General features: G+C 70.7%; 15 protein-coding genes. 4 read left to right on the forward strand and 11 right to left on the reverse strand.

The window, feature by feature from the left end:
- Nucleotides 1-162 precede the first annotated feature (162 nt).
- Nucleotides 163-1914 carry a 2-isopropylmalate synthase gene (leuA, locus tag ACQP03_RS32800; RefSeq protein ID WP_357132889.1) on the forward strand — a complete coding sequence of 584 codons (1752 nt, stop codon included), beginning with the start codon at nt 163-165 and terminating at the stop codon, nt 1912-1914.
- Nucleotides 1915-1984: 70 nt separating this feature from the next.
- Here leuA and ACQP03_RS32805 read toward each other — a convergent pair whose 3' ends face one another.
- Nucleotides 1985-3478: an MFS transporter gene (locus tag ACQP03_RS32805; protein WP_357132891.1), complete on the reverse strand. Its 1494-nt coding sequence runs from the start codon at nt 3476-3478 to the stop codon at nt 1985-1987.
- Between the two features lie 137 nt (nt 3479-3615).
- Here ACQP03_RS32805 and ACQP03_RS32810 point away from each other — a divergent pair, with 137 nt between their 5' ends.
- A complete protein-coding gene (locus tag ACQP03_RS32810; protein ID WP_357132971.1) occupies nt 3616-4227 on the forward strand; it encodes an HNH endonuclease family protein in 612 nt (203 codons plus the stop codon).
- Entirely contained in the window at nt 4227-4619 is a 393-nt protein-coding gene (locus ACQP03_RS32815; protein ID WP_357172694.1) for a hypothetical protein, read from the forward strand. The genes ACQP03_RS32810 and ACQP03_RS32815 overlap by 1 nt, the downstream gene beginning before the upstream one ends.
- Before the next feature lie 51 nt (nt 4620-4670).
- Here the strand turns inward: ACQP03_RS32815 and ACQP03_RS32820 are convergent, their stop codons facing one another.
- From ACQP03_RS32820 to ACQP03_RS32860, 9 genes are all read right to left on the reverse strand, one after another.
- Nucleotides 4671-5771 carry an ABC transporter ATP-binding protein gene (locus ACQP03_RS32820; protein ID WP_357172696.1) on the reverse strand — a complete coding sequence of 367 codons (1101 nt, stop codon included), beginning with the start codon at nt 5769-5771 and terminating at the stop codon, nt 4671-4673.
- Complete coding sequence (locus tag ACQP03_RS32825) at nt 5768-6754, reverse strand: ABC transporter ATP-binding protein (RefSeq protein ID WP_357132897.1); 987 nt, start codon at nt 6752-6754, stop codon at nt 5768-5770. The genes ACQP03_RS32820 and ACQP03_RS32825 overlap by 4 nt, the downstream gene beginning before the upstream one ends.
- A 49-nt stretch (nt 6755-6803) precedes the next feature.
- Nucleotides 6804-7817, reverse strand: a complete 1014-nt coding sequence (locus ACQP03_RS32830; RefSeq protein ID WP_363661497.1) for an ABC transporter permease — start codon at nt 7815-7817, stop codon at nt 6804-6806.
- A complete protein-coding gene (locus tag ACQP03_RS32835) occupies nt 7814-8821 on the reverse strand; it encodes an ABC transporter permease (protein WP_357132901.1) in 1008 nt (335 codons plus the stop codon). Before ACQP03_RS32835 ends, ACQP03_RS32830 begins: the two co-directional genes overlap by 4 nt.
- Before the next feature lie 97 nt (nt 8822-8918).
- On the reverse strand, nt 8919-10592 hold the full coding sequence (locus ACQP03_RS32840) for an ABC transporter substrate-binding protein (RefSeq protein ID WP_357132903.1): 1674 nt from the start codon (nt 10590-10592) through the stop codon (nt 8919-8921).
- A gap of 254 nt (nt 10593-10846) precedes the next feature.
- Nucleotides 10847-11290, reverse strand: a complete 444-nt coding sequence (locus ACQP03_RS32845; protein ID WP_357132905.1) for a hypothetical protein — start codon at nt 11288-11290, stop codon at nt 10847-10849.
- 86 nt (nt 11291-11376) lie between these two features.
- Nucleotides 11377-11970, reverse strand: a complete 594-nt coding sequence (gene recR, locus ACQP03_RS32850; protein WP_355052561.1) for a recombination mediator RecR — start codon at nt 11968-11970, stop codon at nt 11377-11379.
- 8 nt (nt 11971-11978) lie between these two features.
- On the reverse strand, nt 11979-12287 hold the full coding sequence (locus ACQP03_RS32855) for a YbaB/EbfC family nucleoid-associated protein (protein ID WP_357132973.1): 309 nt from the start codon (nt 12285-12287) through the stop codon (nt 11979-11981).
- 258 nt (nt 12288-12545) lie between these two features.
- Entirely contained in the window at nt 12546-13805 is a 1260-nt protein-coding gene (locus tag ACQP03_RS32860) for a hypothetical protein (RefSeq protein WP_433459601.1), read from the reverse strand.
- Nucleotides 13806-13902: 97 nt separating this feature from the next.
- Here ACQP03_RS32860 and ACQP03_RS32865 point away from each other — a divergent pair, with 97 nt between their 5' ends.
- A complete protein-coding gene (locus ACQP03_RS32865; protein WP_357132909.1) occupies nt 13903-14643 on the forward strand; it encodes a DUF998 domain-containing protein in 741 nt (246 codons plus the stop codon).
- Here ACQP03_RS32865 and ACQP03_RS32870 read toward each other — a convergent pair.
- The gene (locus ACQP03_RS32870) at nt 14540-17401 is read right to left on the reverse strand and encodes a DNA polymerase III subunit gamma and tau (RefSeq protein WP_357172705.1); all 2862 of its coding nucleotides are present in this window, start codon (nt 17399-17401) and stop codon (nt 14540-14542) included. The two genes, ACQP03_RS32865 and ACQP03_RS32870, sit on opposite strands and share 104 nt — an antisense overlap.
- Nucleotides 17402-17562 lie beyond the last annotated feature (161 nt).

Here is a 17562-nt window from a genome sequence, read left to right on the forward strand (position 1 = left end):
CCGCCGCGACGAGGCCTGACCGGCCGGCACCTCGTCGCGGAGTCGCATCGCGCCGTCCAGCACATCTGAGTTTCCTCTCGGCACCGCCGCGCACCGCCGCCCGGCAATCCGCCGACACCTTCCGATCTGCTGACGCCACATGTTCCCAGGGAGCACTCCGAGATGGCTCAACCTGTCACCGACGCCGAGACCGATCCGATCGCCCGGCAACGCCCCAGCCGGATGCCGTACCACCGCTACCAGCCGTACCGGGAGCAGTTCCGGGTCGACCTGCCGGACCGCAGCTGGCCCACCCGCACCGTCGACGCCGCGCCGCGCTGGTGCGCGGTGGACCTGCGCGACGGCAACCAGGCGCTGATCGACCCGATGTCGCCCGAGCGCAAGCGGCGGATGTTCCAGCTGCTGGTGCAGATGGGCTACAAGGAGATCGAGGTCGGCTTCCCGTCGGCCAGCCAGACCGACTTCGACTTCGTCCGGCAGCTCATCGAGCAGGACATGATCCCGGACGACGTCACCATCCAGGTGCTCACCCAGTGCCGGGAGCACCTGATCGAACGGACCTTCGAGTCGCTGCGCGGCGCGAAGCGGGCCATCGTGCACTTCTACAACTCGACCTCCACGCTCCAGCGGCGGGTGGTCTTCGGTCTGGACCGCGACGGCATCGCCGACATCGCCACCACTGGCGCGCGGCTCTGCCAGAAGTACGCGGAGATCCACACCCCGGACACCGAGATCTTCTACGAGTACTCGCCGGAGTCGTACACGGGCACCGAGCTGGAGTACGCGCTGGAGGTCTGCAGCAAGGTCATCGACGTGATCGACCCGACGCCCGACCGCCCGCTGATCATCAACCTGCCGGCCACCGTCGAGATGGCCACCCCGAACGTGTACGCGGACTCGATCGAGTGGATGCACCGGCACCTGCCGCGCCGCGACAGCGTCGTGCTGAGCCTGCACCCGCACAACGACCGGGGCACCGGTGTGGCCGCCGCCGAGCTGGGCCTGCTGGCGGGCGCGGACCGCATCGAGGGCTGCCTGTTCGGCAACGGCGAGCGCACCGGCAACGTGGACCTGGTGACGCTGGGGCTCAACCTCTTCTCCCAGGGCATCGACCCGATGATCGACTTCTCGCACATCGACGAGATCCGCCGGGCGGTCGAGTACTGCAACCAACTGCCGGTGCACGAGCGCCACCCGTACGCGGGTGACCTGGTCTACACGGCGTTCTCCGGCTCCCACCAGGACGCCATCAAGAAGGGCTTCGAGGCCCTGGCCGCCGACGCGAAGGCCGCCGGTGTACCGGTCGACGAGCACACCTGGGCGGTCCCGTACCTGCCCATCGACCCGAAGGACCTGGGCCGCACCTACGAGGCGGTCATCCGGGTCAACTCGCAGTCCGGCAAGGGCGGCGTCGCGTACATCATGAAGAGCGAGCACCAGCTCGACCTGCCGCGCCGGCTCCAGATCGAGTTCTCCGGCGTCGTGCAGCAGGTCACCGACCACGACGGCGGCGAGGTCGACCCGGCCGCCATGTGGGAGATCTTCGCGACGCACTACCTGCTCGACCACCAGCCGGATCCGGCGGTCCGGTTCACCGGCTACACGATCGGCACCGCCGACGGCAAGGTCGAGATCGAGGCCCAGGTCGGTGTCGGTGGCGAGCGGCGGTCGCTCACCGCGATCGGCAACGGCCCCATCGACGCGTACGTCAACGCGCTCCAGGCGGTCGGCGTGGGCGTCCGGGTGCTCGACTACCACGAGCACGCGCTGTCCTCCGGCGGTGACGCGCAGGCCGCCGCGTACGTGGAGTGTGAGGTGGACGGTCGGACGGTCTGGGGTGTCGGCACCGATGCCAACATCGTGACGGCCTCGATCAAGGCGGTCACCAGCGCCGTCAACCGCGCCCGCCGCTGAGATGTAAGGAAGGGCCCCTTGTTAGCGCCTAGGCGCTAACAAGGGGCCCTTCCTTACATCGGGGCGTTGCTCATCGCGGGGGCGTGGCGGCGGGCATCGAGTGGCAGGGCTGCGACGGTGGGGCCTCCCGGGGTGGCCGGTGCACCAGCACGAGGGCCAGCACCGCGCCGGCCAGCAGTAGCCCCGCGCACCAGGCCAGCGCCGCCCGGAACGCGTCGGTCAGCTCGGCCTTCTGCTCGTAGCCGCCACCGGACAGGCCCACCAGCAGCGGCAGCGCGGCCACGGCGAGCAGACCACCGGCCCGGGACGCGGCGTTGTTGAAGCCGCTCGCAACCCCGGAGAACCGATCCTGCACGGCCGCGAGCACCGACGCGGTCAGCGGCGCCACCACCAGGGTCAGTCCGAGGCCGAAGAGCAGCACCCCGGGCAGCACGTCGGTCCAGTAGGACGCGCCGGGGCCGACGCCGCGCAGCAGCAGCAGGCCGATGGCGGCGATCACCGGGCCCACGGCCAGTGGCAGCCGGGGACCGATCCGGGCCGACATCGCACCGGCCCGGGCCGAGCCGACGAGCAGCAGCACCGTCATCGGCAGCAGCGCGATCCCGGTCCGGAACGCCGACCACTCGACGACGTTCTGCAGGTAGACGGCGAAGAAGAAGGTGAACCCGCCGAGCGCGGCGTAGACCACCACGGTGAAGACGTTCAGGACGGCGAAGAGCCGGCTGCTGAACAGCCCGGTGGGCAGCATCGCGGTGTCCCCGCGCCGCCGTTCCAGCAGCACGAAGGTCACCGCGGCCACCACACCGACCAGCGCGGCGATCACCACCGGCGCCGAGGCGAAGCCGCGAGCGGGCGCGTCGATCAGGGCGTACGTGACGCCGGCGAGCGCCAGTGCGCCGAGCACCGCCCCGGCCACGTCGAAGCGGCGGCGCGTACGGCCCGGCCCGTGGGTGCGGGAGGCGTTCTCGTCGCGACTCTCCGGCACCCAACGCAGCGCGGCCAGCACGACCAGGACGGCGATCGGCAGGTTGAGGAAGAAGATCCACCGCCACGAGAGGGTGTCGATCAGCCAGCCGCCGATGAACGGCCCCAACGCCGTGGACACTCCGGACAGTCCGGCCCACGCGCCGATCGCCCGACCCCGGTCGTCGGGGTGGAAGCTGGCCTGGAGCACCGAGAGCGAACCGGGCGTGAGGAGCGCTCCGCCCGCGCCCTGCACGATCCGGGCCGCGATGAGGGTGCCGGTGCCCTGGGCGAGCCCGCACAGCACCGACGCGGCGGTGAACCAGAACACGCCAATGAGGAACACCCGCCGCCGACCGAAGCGGTCCCCGAGCGACCCGCCGAGCAGCACGAACGCCGCGAGCGTCAACAGATACCCGTTGATGGTCCACTGAAGATCGGCGACGTTGGCCCCGAGGTCCTGGCCGAGTTTCGGCAACGCCACGTTGACGACCGTGGTGTCCAGGAAGACCATGCCGGAGGCGAGCACCGCGGCGAGCAGGGTTCCCCGGCCGGCGGCGGTGCCCATCCGCAGTGCGGGCGACGGTACGGAGGAGGTCATCCCACCAATCTTGCTTGCACATTGTGGGAGACGCCACGAAACGCCGAAACCGTCCCCGGGTACTGTGCGCAAGCGCCGGGAGCCCGCAAGCTGGAGAGGTGTCGTCTGTGCGTACCAGATCAGGACCGCGTGCGTCGATGGCCGCGCTCGTCGCGGCGCTGGCGCTCGTCATGGCCGGCTGCGTCCCACCCGAGGAGGCGGAGACCACGCCGACGCCGGGTGGCGGCGGTAACGCCGTCGAACAGTTGGGCCAGTTGACCGTCGCCACCGCTGGCTCGATGAAGGGCTACAGCCGGGAGCGCTTCCCACACTGGCGGGACACCGGCAAGAACTGCGACGTGCGGGACTCGATCCTGCAACGCGACGGCAAGGACGTGAAACTCTCCGGCTGCAACGTGGTCGGGGGTCGCTGGGAGAGCGTGTACGACGGCCGCAGCGCGACCGATCCCTCCCAGGTGGACATCGACCACACGGTGCCGTTGGCCAACGCGTGGCGCTCCGGCGCCGACGAGTGGGACAACGCCAAGCGTGGCGACTTCGCCAACGACACCACACGTCCGCAGCTCATCGCGGTTTCCGCGTCCTCCAATCGGGCAAAGGGTGACCAGGATCCGTCCCAGTGGAAGCCGGCGAACCGGTCGTACTGGTGCCAGTACGCCAAGGACTGGGTGACGGTGAAGCACTACTGGAAGCTGACGGTGACCAGTGCCGAGAAATCCGCGCTGACCGACATGCTGGAGGGCTGCTGATGAGCGAGGAACCTGCGACAGAGGCCAAGGCGACCGCGGACACGGCCCCGTCCGCGGCCGGGATGACCGCGGACGGCACCGGCGACACCCCGGCCGCGGTGCCGGGGGCCGGCATGGTCGCGGACTCGACCGGCGCCAGTGCCCCGCAGAGCCGGACCGCCGACATCGTGCCCGGCCCGGGTGGGGTGATGACCGACGAGGTCGGCGTCGTCACCGGGGAGCTGACCCTGCGCACCGAGTACGCGGACGGCAAGGTCACGCTGCGGGTGCAGTACAAGGACGCGGACGAGTGGTACGTGGTGACCGGCGGGCTGGTCGCGCTGCCCGATCCGGCAGGGCTGGACGCGGTGCACGCCGTGGCGGTTGCCCTGCTGAACCGCCCCGAGGGCTGACAGCCCGTACGCCGGTCAGGGGCCGTCCGTCACGGACGGCCCCTGACCGCGTCACGGGGTGGGGATCAGCTCGCCGGGCGGGTCGACCGGGCCGGTGCCGTCGGTCGGGCGGACCAACTCCACCTCGACCTCGTGCGGGCGGATCCGACCGGCGGCGATGTCCTCGGCGAAGTGGCAGGCCACCCGGTGCCCGCCGACCACGTCCCGCAGCTCCGGTCGCTCGCTCGCGCAGCGGGTCGGCTGCGCCCACGGGCACCGGGTGTGGAACCGGCAGCCCGCCGGCGGGTTGCTGGGCGAGGGCAGGTCACCGGCGAGCAGGATGCGCTCGCGGCGGTCCTCGACGACCGGGTCGGGCACCGGCACCGCGGACATCAGCGCCCGGGTGTAAGGGTGCATCGGCTCGCGGTACAGGTCGTCGCTGGACGCCTCCTCGACCAGACCGCCGAGGTACATGACGCCCACGGTGTCGGCGATGTGCCGGACCACCGCCAGGTCGTGCGCGATGATCAGGTACGTCAGGCCGCGCTCGTTCTGCAGATCCTCGAGCAGGTTGAGCACCTGCGCCTGGATCGACACGTCGAGTGCGGAGACCGGCTCGTCGGCGACGATCAGGTCCGGGTTGAGCACCAGGGCCCGAGCGATGCCGATGCGCTGGCGCTGACCGCCGGAGAACTCGTGCGGGTACTTGCTGAGGGCGGACGCGGGCAGGCCCACCGCCTCCAGCGTCTCGCGCAGTCGCCGGTTCGTCTCGGCCTTGTCGCCGGCCAACCCGTGCGCCTTCAGGCCCTCCACCAGCAGCGACTCCACCGACTGCCGGGGGTCGAGGCTGGACAGCGGGTCCTGGAAGATCATCTGCATGCGGCGACGGGCCCGCCGCATGGCCTCGCCCTCGAGGGCGCGTACGTCGGTGCCGTCGAACACGATCTCGCCGTCGGTGGGCTCGACGAGCCGCAGCAGGCCACGGCCGAGGGTCGACTTGCCGCAGCCGGACTCGCCCACCAGCCCGTACGTCTGGCCCTTGCGGATGCTCAGCGACACGCCGTCGACCGCGTAGACGTACCCGACGGTCCGGTCGAAGAGCAGGCCGCTCTTGATCGGGAAGTGGACCTTGACATCGCGCAGCTCGATCAGCGCAGGGGTCTCGTCGGTCATCGGACCGCCACCTCCTCAGAGACGGGGTTGTTGCAGCGCAGGTCGCCGCCGGTGGCGGTGGGTTCGAGCGGCGGGGGCCCTTCCAGGCACGCGTCCACGACGTGGTCGCAGCGCGGCGCGAACGCACACCCCTCGGTCCACGGGATGTTGTCGGCGACCGACCCGCGGATCGCGTGCAGTCGCTCGCCGCGCGGGGAGTCCAGCCGCGGCACCGAGTTGAGCAGCCCGTGGGTGTACGGGTGCCGGGCGTGCGCGAACAGCTCGTGCCGCCGCGCCCGCTCGATCACCTTGCCCCCGTAGAGCACGTTGACCGTGTCGCAGAGCCCGGCCACCACGCCCAGGTCGTGCGTGATCATGATCAGCGCGGTGCCGCTCTCGTCCACCAACTGCTTGAGCAGCGTGAGGATCTGCGCCTGGATGGTCACGTCGAGCGCGGTGGTGGGCTCGTCGGCGATCAGCAACCGGGGCTTGCAGGCCAACGCGATGGCGATCAGGGCGCGCTGGCGCATGCCGCCGGAGATCTGGTGCGGGTACTCGCTGAGCCGCCGCTGCGGGTCGGGGATGCCGACCGCGTCGAGCAGGTCCCGTGCCTCCCGCAGCGCCTGCTTACGGTCCCGGCCCTGGTGGCGTTCCAGCACCTCGGCCACCTGCACACCGATCGGGATGACCGGGTTCAGCGACGACAGCGGGTCCTGGAAGATCATGCCGATGTCCCGGCCGCGCCGGTCACGCATGTCGCCCGGTCGCAGCTTCAGCAGGTCCGCGCCGTCGAACAGCACCTCTCCACTGACCCTGTTGCCGCGCTTGGGCAGCAGACCCATGATGGCGAGGCTGGTCACGCTCTTGCCGCAGCCGGACTCGCCGACCAGGCCGACGGTCTGCCCCGGCTCCACCGTGAAGCTGACCTTGTCGACGGCGTTGAAGGGTCGCTCGCCGCGCCGCTGGAACACGACGCTCAGGTCACGCACGTCGAGCAGGCTCATCGGGTCACTTCCTTACTGCTGTGGTCCTTGCTGATCGGGCACACCGCGATCACCGCCGGTTCTTCGGGTCGATGGCCTCGCGCATCGCCTCACCGAACAGGGTGAAGCCGAGCGCGACCACGATGATCGCCAACGCCGGGTAGTAGGCCAGTTCCGGGCGTACCTCGAAGTAGCGCACACCGGCGTCGCCGAGCATCGCGCCCCACTCGGCCCGGTCCCGATCGGGGTCGCCGAGGCCGAGGAACGAGAGCGACGCGGCCTCGATGATCGCGACGGAGAGCGTCAGCGTCGCCTGCACGATCACCGCGGTCATGGCGTTGGGCAGCATGTGCCGCAGCACGATGCTGCGCTGCTTGACGCCCAACGCCCGCGCGGCCAGCACGTGGTCGCTCTCGCGCTGGGCGAGCATCGAGCCGCGCAGCAGCCGGGCGAAGATCGGCACGTTGACGATGGCCACCGCCATGATGACCGTCCACTGGCTCGACTTGCTGGCCAGGGCGACCAGGGTGATCGCCAGCAGCAGGGCGGGCAGGGCCAGCATCACGTCGGTGATCCGCATGAGGATGTTGTCCACCCAACCGCCGACGGCGCCGGCGATCGCACCGAACAGCACGCCGATGGCGAGCCCGATGAGGGTGGCGAGGACGCCGACGAAGAGGGTCTGCCGGCTGCCGTAGACCAGGCGGGACAGCAGGTCCCGGCCCAGCTCGTCCGAACCGAGGGGGAAGCCGTCCATGGGCCCGGCGATGTTGTTGGGCGTAAGGACGTCGGTCAGCTCATCGAAGCGCTGCACCGGGTCGTGCGGGGCGATCAACGGCGCGAAGATCGCCACCAACACGAAGAGCGCGATGATGGCGGCGCCCACGATGGCCGCCGGGTTGCGGCGCAGCCGACGGAACGCGTCGCGGAGCAGGCTCACGCCGCCGGGGGCGGCGGTGGACTGGGCCAGTTCGTCGAGGCGGGCCTTCTTGCGGTCACTGAGACGGGTGCGGCCCGCGTCGGACGCCTGCTCCTTGTCGCTACGGGGAGCAGGGATGCCGGCCTGCGTGTTTGGTTCGGTCATCGCACACGCACCCTGGGGTCGATGAAGGCGTAGGAGAGGTCCACCAGGAGATTGACCACCACGAAGACCAGCGCGGACAGCAGGATCAGCGCCTGGAGAATCGGGTAGTCGCGGCTGCCGGTGATCGAGTCGGTGATCAGCGTGCCGAGACCACCCCAGTTGTAGACCTTCTCGGTGAGGACCGCGCCGGACAACAGCGCGCCGGTCTGGAGACCGATGGTGGTGACCACCGGCAGGAGCGCGTTGCGCAGGATGTGCCGGCCACGGACGGTGCGGTTCCGCAGGCCCTTGGCTTCCGCCGTGCGTACGTAGTCCTCGTTGAGCACGTCCAGCACGCTGGCCCGGGTCATCCGGACGATGACCGCCAGCGGGATCGTGGCGAGCGTGAACGCCGGGAGGATCAGGTGCCAGAGCGCGTCGGCGGTGGCGTCGAACTCCCGGGTGAGCAGGCTGTCCAGGACGAAGAAGCCGGTGATGTTGGTGTTGTCCAACCCGATGCTGACCCGGCCGGACGGCGGGAACCAGTGGATGTTCTGGGTGAAGACGTCCTTGAGCAGATAGCCCAGGAAGAAGATCGGGATCGAGACGCCGAGCAGCGTGCCCACCACCGTCAGGTGGTCGAGGATCCGGCCGCGCCAGCGGGCGGCGAGATAACCCAGTGGGACGCCCAGCCCAACCGCGATGAGCATCGCCGTGAGGGCGAGCTCCACGGTGGCCGGGAAGGCCCGGCCGATGACCTCGGTGACCGGGTCACCGGTACGGATCGAGTTGCCGAGGTCACCGGTGAGGATCCGCTGCATGAACTTGCCGTACTGCACGAGGATCGGCTGGTCGTAACCGAGCGCCTTGGTCAGCAGAGCCCTGGTCTCGGGGGTCGCCCGTTCACCGAGCAGCGCGTCGACCGGGCCGCCGGGCAGGTTCCGCAACCAGACGAAGATCAGCGCCGACAGGGCTATCAGCGTCACCACCAGCTGTAGCAGGCGGCGGACTATGACTCGCAACATCTCTCACACACCAGACTCTCGATGGTCGCGGAATCGGCCCGGGCGGGGGAAACCCCCAACCCGGGCCGATTCCGCCTACGGCATCAGCCGATTGACGTCACTTCTTGACGCTGACGGTGTTGAACCGCTCGTCGGTCAGCGGGCTGGCCTTCAGGCCCTCGACGTCCTTGGTGACGACGATCGCCGGCGGCGCGTGCCAGACCGGCACGGCCGGCAGCCACTTGGCCGCGATGTCCCGGTTGACCTGCTCCCAGGCGGCCTTCTTGCCGGCGTCGTCGACGGTGCCGTCGGCCTTGGCGATGGCGTCGAACATCTCGGTCATGCCCTGGTCGCCGAACTCGGCCTTGCCCCGGCCGAAGAAGGTGCCGACGAAGTTGCCCGGGTCGTTGTAGTCACCGGTCCAGCCGAGGATGTGCAGGTCCTGCTTGCCGAACGTCTGCACGTCGTCCTTGAAGCCGCCGTTCCACGGGCGAGGAACGCCGTTGACCTTGATCCCCACGGCCTGGAGGTCGTTGGCGAGGATCGTGAAGATCTCCTGCGGGTTCGGCATGTACGGCCGGGAGACGTCCGGCGGGTAGTAGAAGTTCAGCGTCAGACCCTCGGCGCCGGCCTCCTTGAGGAGCTGCTTGGCCTTGTCCGGGTTGTACTCGTACTTCTGCACGTCCGGGGCGTAGCCGAGCACGGTGTCCGGCATGAACTCGTCGGCGACCTTGGCGCCGGTCGGGCCCTTGGTCTGCGCGAGCTGCTGGCGGTTGAGCGCGTAGGCGATCGCCTGCCGCACCCGCAGGTCCTTGAGCTTCGGGTTCTTCTGGTTGATGCCCAGGTAGAGGATGTTGAACGCAGGGCGGGCGATGACCTGGAAGCCCTCGTCGCCGAGCGCCTTGGTGTCGGCCGGGGCCGGGAAGTCGATGCCCTGGACGGTACCGGCACGCAGCTCCTGCTTGCGGGTGTTCTCGTCCTTGATGATCTTGATGATCATCTTGTCGACCTTGGCCTTGTCACCGAAGTAGTCCGGGTTCCGGTTGAGCGTGATCTCGCCCTTGGTCTTGTCCCAGCCACCGAAGGTGAACGGGCCGGTACCGACCGGGTGCTCGTTGGCGAAGGCGCTGTACTCGAACGAGTCGCCGTTCTGCTTCACCGTGTTGGCGTCGTACTTCTTCAGCGCCTCGGGGCTCGCGATCGAAAGCGAGGTCAGCGCGAAGGCGCCCGGGAAGGCACCCTTGTACTTCTTGAGCGAGAGGACGGCGGTTCCGTCGTCCTTGGCCTCGCACTTGTCGTAGATCGACTCGCCGGCGCCCTCGGCCTCGTTCTTGGCGAAGCCGCCGAAGACGTCCATGTAATAGATCATGTTCGCCTGGGCCGCGGCGCCCTGCATGTTGTACCAGCGGTCGAAGTTGTAGCAGACCGCCGCGGCGTTGAAGGGGGTGCCGTCGTGGAACTTCACGCCCTGCCGCAGCTTGAAGGTCCAGACCTTGCCCGTCGGGTCGTGCTCCCAGCTCTCGGCCAGGCCACCGGTCAGCTCAGCCGTGCCCGGCTTGTGGCTCACCAGGGTGTCGAACATCTGCCGGACCGGCCGGAACGACTCGCCGTCGTCGTTGAAGATCGGATCGAAGTTCTTCGGGTCACCGGCACCCGCGAAGATGAAGGTGCCGCCAGTCTTGGCCTCGCCACTGTCGCCGTCGCGCTCGCTCTCCGCGCAGCCGGCCGCGCCGACCGCCAGAGCGGCAACGGCCGCGATGGCCATGGCCGTTTTAAGCCTTCTCGCCTGCATCTCTCACCTCTGTCATGCGCATGACCACGCCGAGCTGTGGCTCGGTCCGTGTGCGGGAGGCTATGACATGTAACACCGGAAGCGGAACGGCCGTCAGGCAATCGCTACCAACCCGACACCTTGCGCAGACGTCTAACAGTCATCGGCAGGACGAACGCATCGAGCGACACATCGACCGCGTTGCTCTGGGACGCGACGAGGCCACCGTCGGCCACCGGATGACGCGGGCCACAGACGGCATCCGGAGCGGTCGATCAGGAAACGGGCGGTGGGCAGACCTCCAACCGCTCGACGTCCGCACCGGCCCGGGCCGCGCCCAGGTCGTGGAACGTCACACGGTGGCACGCGTCGACGCTGACCCTGCCGAACATCGTGCCGTAGGGGGCGGAACCGTACACGGTCACCACCAGGTCAGGTGCCCGGCGGACTTCCCGCACCTCGACCTGGGTGCCCTCCGCGACCACCGCCAGGCGTTCGTCGGTTGGCGTCGGGTCGTCGGTGGCGACCACGGCGTCGCCGAACGACCGGGCGTTCCGGATCACGGTGGCGTCGGCCGCGGCCTCACTCGCGCGACTCTTCGCCGCGAGTCTCCGGCTCCCCACCTCGATCGTCACAAGGACGCCGGCGAAGGCCAACGCCAGCACGGCCGTCAGCACCGCCGGAGCCCAGGACCGCTTTTCCGAACGCCGCGTCGCCACACGCCACCTCCCCAGGTACGCCGATGGGCCCGCGCTCATCGCGCGGACCCAGTCAGTTGTAGCCCACCGGTGACGATCTGTGGGGGTCAGACAGCCCGGCGGCCCTCGAAGGCACGACCCAGGGTGATCTCGTCGGCGTACTCGAGGTCGCCGCCGACCGGCAGACCGCTGGCCAGCCGGGTCACCGCGATCCCCATCGGCTTCACCATCAGCGCCAGGTAGGTGGCGGTCGCCTCGCCCTCGGTGTTGGGGTCGGTGGCGAGGATCAGCTCCCGCACCGCGCCGCCGCTCAACCGGGTCAACAGCTCCCGGATGCGCAGATTGTCCGGGCCGATCCCTTCCAGCGGATTGATCGCTCCACCCAGCACGTGGTAGCGGCCCCGGAACTCACCGGTCCGCTCAATGGCCACCACGTCCTTCGGCTCCTCCACCACGCACAGCACCTCGTCGGTGCGGCGCGGGTCGCGGCAGATCCGGCACTGCTCGGACTCGGCCACGTTGTAACAGGTCGTGCAGAAGCGCACCAGCTCCTTGACCTTGCGCAGCGCGCCGGCCAGCCGGTTCACGTCGGCGGGATCGGCCGAGAGGACGTGGAACGCGATCCGCTGGGCGCTCTTCGGGCCCACGCCCGGCAGTCGCCCCAGCTCGTCGATCAGATCCTGGATGGCGCCTTCGTACATCTGCCGGCTCAGAAACCGGGCAGGCCGAGGCCGCCCATGCCGCCGGTGACCGGGCCCATCTTGCGCTCGGTCAGCTCACGCGCCGCCTCGGCGGCGTTGTGCACGGCCGCCACCACCAGGTCTTCCAGCGTCTCCACATCGTCCGGGTCGACGGCCTTAGGGTCGATCTTGACGGCCTTCAGCTCGCCGGCACCGGACACGGTCGCGGTGACCAGCCCGCCGCCGGCCGTGCCGGTCAGCTCGGCCTCGGCCAGCTCGGCCTGAGCGACGGCGATCTGCTGCTGCATCTTCTGCGCCTGCTTCAGCATCTGCTGCATGTTCGGCTGTCCACCTGGGCGCACGGATGGCTCCTTCTCGCACTCGTCTGCTCGGCCGCCGACCAGCCTAGCCGCTGGGACCGACGTCGCCGTGCCCGGTGCGTCCGCCCACGCCGGGAGCGCCACGGCTGGCAGATCCGGTCGTCGGCGATGAGCCGGGCTGGGGAGATCGAGCCGCCGACCTCACCACCCGGCTCGGCGGACCGACCCGGTATCAGCGACATCGCGTGCCCCACCCGGCGGGTACGCGGTGGCTGGTCAGAACCGATCGAGCTGCGCGCGGACCAGCGACTCGACGATCGGCACCGACCCCGCCGAGCCGCCCGCCGCGCTGGCGATCACGATGAGCTGGTCGCGCCCGGCGACCGCCCACACGCCGGGCCGTTCGGCACCGATGAAGACCGTCGACCCCGGGACGCTGGCCAACTCGGCCAACTCCCCGGGAGTGACCTGCTGGAGGTCGGCATAGGAACGCCGGAACTGGTTGGCCGACTCGGTCGAGTTGAACTCGAGCAGGGTGATCGAGATCGAGGTGCCGTCCGGTTGTGTCCAGGCCGATCCGGCCACGTGGACGACGTCGGCGTCCGCCTGCTCGGCGAGCAGGAAGGTCCGCTCCCGGGAGAGCGGCAGCACCCGGCCCAGGTCGACCTGGTCGTCGCCCGCGGCGGGCGCGACGGTCGTCGAGCCGACCGGTGCCGCCACCACCAGGGTGTCGAGCGCATCGAGCTGCTGCTCCTGCGCCGATCCGATCGCGTGCCAGGTGACGGTGACCAGGAGGCCGGCCACACCGAGAACCGCCACCACCCCGACGATCGGTGCCGGACGCCGCCACCACGGGGCCATCGTTCGGACGTTCGGGCGTGATCCCTGCCAGACGAAGGGTGTCGACTCCGGCACCGCCGGCGGGATCGTCGCGGCCCGTTCGTCGTCAAGCGTGGCGTCCGCAGCCGGAAGCGCGGCGTCCACTGCCGGAAGCGCGGCGTCCACTGCCGGAAGCGCGGCGTCCACTGCCGGAACCGCGGCGGGGGCCGGCAGCTCCGGCAGCGTGGTGACGGCGCGCACGAGCAGCACCACCCCCACCAGGCCGAGCCACACGCCACCGAGGAGGGTCGTGCTGGGGCGGTCCTCCAATGGGAAGCCGCTGACGTCGATGGCTGCCGTGGCGGGCAGGAGGGTGCCGATTCCCAGCACCATGCCGAGCAGCATGGCCGCCAGCCGCAGACCGAACCGCCACGGCGGGCGCACCCAGGCCACCACCGGCAGCGCCAGCAGGGCCACCCATCCGACGCACAGCGGTTGCCAGTAGCCGGGTAGCTCGGTCAGCGCGAAGGTCCGCACCTCGGTCGAGGGCGGACTACCGATCAGTTGGTCAAGCGTGGTCAGACCCGGACGCACGGAGACCCATGGCACGGTCCATGCCTGAACCAGGATGAACAGACCGACGACGGTAGCCACCGCGGACTTGACGCGACGACTGCCGGTATCGGCCGCCCCCTCTCTGGCAGAGGTGATCTTCACGGCGCACATCCTGACAGCACAGGTACGGCTACCACTACCCCGAACCGGCCGTCTGCCGGTAGTGCGCCGCTACCCGCCGTACTGGTCTGCTCGACGTATGAATCTCAACCGCAGTGGCCGCGTCGCCGCGCTCTGCTGGGCGGTGGCCGCGCCGATCTTCCTCGTGGCCAGTCTGATCACCGGCCTGCGGTGGCGCGAGCCGACCTACAGTTGGGCCACCCACAACATCAGCGACCTCGGCAACGTGCACTGCGGGATCTGGGACACCACCCGTCCCCGTCTGGTCTGCTCGCCCTGGCATCCACTGATGAACGCGGCGATGCTGGCCACCGCCGTACTGCTCGCCACCGGACTGCTGCTGACCTGGCGACTGTTCGGCCGGGGCACGGTGGTGCGCTCGGCGCAGATCCTCCTGCTGCTGGCCGCCGGTGGGTACGCCCTCGCCGCGCGCTATCCGGCCGACGTCGACGAGAACCGACACGTGCTGGGCGCGTTCCTGATCATGGGTGTGGGCAACGTCGGCCTCCTGCTCGCCGGTTTCGCGCCCGACTCCACGGTGCTCGGCCGATGGCGACGACTCTCCCTCGCCGCCGGGCTCACCGCGTTGATCGGGACCGTCCTGTTCGTCGCCCAGCAGGGCACCGGCATCGGGGTGGGCGGCATGGAACGCGTCGCCGTACTGCCCTTCCCGCTGTGGGCCTGCTGCCTCGGCGTCCTGCTGGGCGAAGCGCCCGCTACCGAGCATCCACCTCGTCGATCTTCTCAGCGCCGAAGGTCTCCCGCAGCAGCCGTACCGCCTGCTCCTCGCTCGACTCCCGGGCCGTCTTCTCGTCGATGACCTCGTCCAACGGCTCGTCGCCCGGGTCGAACCCCTCGTAGGTGGGTTTCGCCGCCGGGGCCGCGCCGCCCGGCCGTCCGCCGCGCAACGGTCCGTCGTAGTCCGGGTCGTAGGGAGGTTCGCCCGCCCATTCCGCGTCCGCGGTGGGCCGGCTCGCCGATGGGGTACGCGCACCGCGCCCCGCCGCCGCCGCGCGAGCCGCGGCGATGGCGCTGCTCACCGGTGCGCCACCGGCTGACGCCGGCTGCCGGGTCGCCGGTGTCGGGTTGTCCCGCCCGCCCGGCTTACCGCCACCGGCCAGCGCGCCGGGGCCACCCGCAACACCGGGTCCGCCGCCGTTGGCGATACTGCCGTTCGTCCTTGCACCGTTCGTGCCGGTCGATGCGGGGTCGCCCGACGTGGCGTCGGAGCGTGCGGTGCCTTCGGCTGACGCGCCGCCGGGGCGGGCAGCCTCCGGCCAGGCCTCGTCATCGGCCGCCTCGGCGGCCGGCGCTCCGCCGCCGGGGAGCGCTGCCTCCGGCCAGTCGTCCTCCAGGCCGGCGGCGGTCGAGGTCGGCACGGCCGGTGGGGTGCTCGTCGGGCCCGAAGCGGCAGCCGCAGCGGGCACCGCACTCGGACGGGATGCCGCAGGCGGCGCACTCGACGGGCCGGAAAGGGCAGCCACAGTCGGCGCGGCGCTCTGGCCGGGCTCGACGGGCGGCGCGCTCGTCGGACTGGCGGCGGCCGCGTTCGGTGTGGCGGGTCGGGTCGGCGCGGCCGCCTGGGGACGCGGGCCGGACAGCGACGCGGCACCCCGCTCGCCGGCCACCTCGCAGCGGATCTGCCAGCGCCCGCCCAACTCCTCGTAGAGCGCGTCGGTGAGCACCGCCGCGTGGTCGGCCATCATCTTGGCCAGCACGGAGGACTTCACGGTCAGGACCAGCATGTCGCCGTCGAGTTCGCGGACCACCGCGTCGCGCATCAGGGCGGCGATCCGCTTGTTGGTCCGGTTGACCTTGCCGACCACGTCGGGCCAGACCCGCCGCACCGCTACCGCGTCCAGTGGCGGGGCCGGCGTACCGGGGCGGGGCGGAGCGGGCGTCGCCGGGTCGGGCAGTACAGCCGACGGCGGTACCGCGCGACGCGGGGTCGAGCCGGTGCCCGGTCCGGCGGGCGACACGGGCGCGGCCGTCGGGGCGGCGGCCGACGCGCCGGGCGACACCGGAATCGGGGAGTCCGCTCCCGAGGGCGCGTGCACACCTCGGCTGCCCGAGGCGACATCGGCCGAGCCAGCAGCGCCACCGGCACCCGAGGCGGCATCCGGCCTGCCAGCAGCGCCACCGGCCGCCGAGGTGGCATCTGCCGAGCCAGCGATTCCGGCGGCCGAGCCGGCGGCGGTAGCGGTCGGGGCGGCCGAGCCGGCGGCGGTCGGGGCGGTGGAAGCCGAGGCAGCTGCGGTTCGCGGAGCCGGGGACGCCGTCGGGTCGACATCCCACGGCGGGGCGGACGTCGGGGCGGCGGCGGGTGTGGGGGCTGCGGCAGCCGGGACCGGAGGGGCGTGCTGTGGGCGTACCCCTGGGGTGGTGGCCGGCGCGGACCCGGCGGGGTCGGCGCCACCCAGGGTGAGGCGGCGTTCCATCCGTTCGAGGCGCTGGAGCAGGCCGCCGGTGGAGTCGTCCACGCCGGGCAGCAGCATCCGGGCGCAGATCAACTCAAGCAGTAGGCGGGGTGCGGTGGTGCCGCGCATCTCGACCAGGCCGTCATGCACGATGTCGGCGCAGCGGGAGAGCGTGGCCGAGCCGAGTTGCGAAGCCTGGGCGGCCATCCGCTCGATCTGGTCGCCCGGGCCGTCGATCAGACCCTTCGCTGCGGCGTCCGGCACCTGCTGGATCACGATCAGGTCGCGGAGCCGTTCCAGCAGGTCGGAGGCGAACCGGCGCATGTCGTGCCCGGCCTCGGCGACCCGGTCGACGGTGGCGTAGGCGGCGGCACCGTCACCGGCGGCCAGCGCGTCGCACATCTCGTCGATCAGCGCGGAGTCGGTGACCCCGAGCAGGGAGACGGCCCGGGCGTAGCTGACGCCCTCCGGGCCGGCGCCGGCGATGAGCTGGTCGAGCACGGAGAGGCTGTCCCGCATGCTGCCGCCACCGGCGCGCACCACGAGCGGGAAGACCGCCGGCTCGACGGTGACGCCCTCGGCCTGGGTGAGCTGCTCCAGGTACGGGCGGACCACCTTCGGCGGGAACAGCCGGAACGGGTAGTGGTGGGTGCGCGACCGGATCGTGCCGAGGACCTTCTCCGGCTCGGTGGTGGCGAAGATGAACTTGACGTACTCCGGGGGCTCCTCGACCAGCTTGAGCAGGGCGTTGAAGCCCTGGGTCGAGACCATGTGCGCCTCGTCGATGATGTAGATCTTGAAGCGGCTGCTGGCCGGCGCGAAGAAGGCGCGCTCGCGCAGCTCGCGGGCGTCGTCGACGCCACCGTGGCTGGCCGCGTCGATCTCGATCACGTCGATGGAGCCGGTGCCGTCGGCGGCCAGCGAGCGGCAGGACGCACACTTGCCGCACGGTTCGGGGGTGGGGCCCTGCTCACAGTTGAGCGAGCGGGCCATGATCCGGGCGCTGGTGGTCTTGCCGCAGCCGCGCGGGCCGGAGAAGAGGTAGGCGTGGTTGAGCCGGCCGCTACGCAGCGCCTGCGACAACGGCTCGGTGACGTGCTCCTGCCCGATGACCTCGGCGAAGGTACGTGGCCGGTACTTGCGGTACAGCGCCAGCGTCACTCGTCCCGCCTCCTCTCGACCGAGCCATTCTGCGCCGGTCGGGCGCGGGTGACCACCCACCCCGCCGGGTCGCCTGGACCGTCGCGCTTGATCGACTCGGCTTCTTGGAAACCGGGGTGTCCGCGCGCCTCTGACAGCCCGACATCATGCACGTCGGTGTG

The sequence above is a fragment of the Micromonospora sp. CA-248212 genome (assembly GCF_050948405.1).
Taxonomy (GTDB): Bacteria; Actinomycetota; Actinomycetes; order Mycobacteriales; family Micromonosporaceae; genus Micromonospora.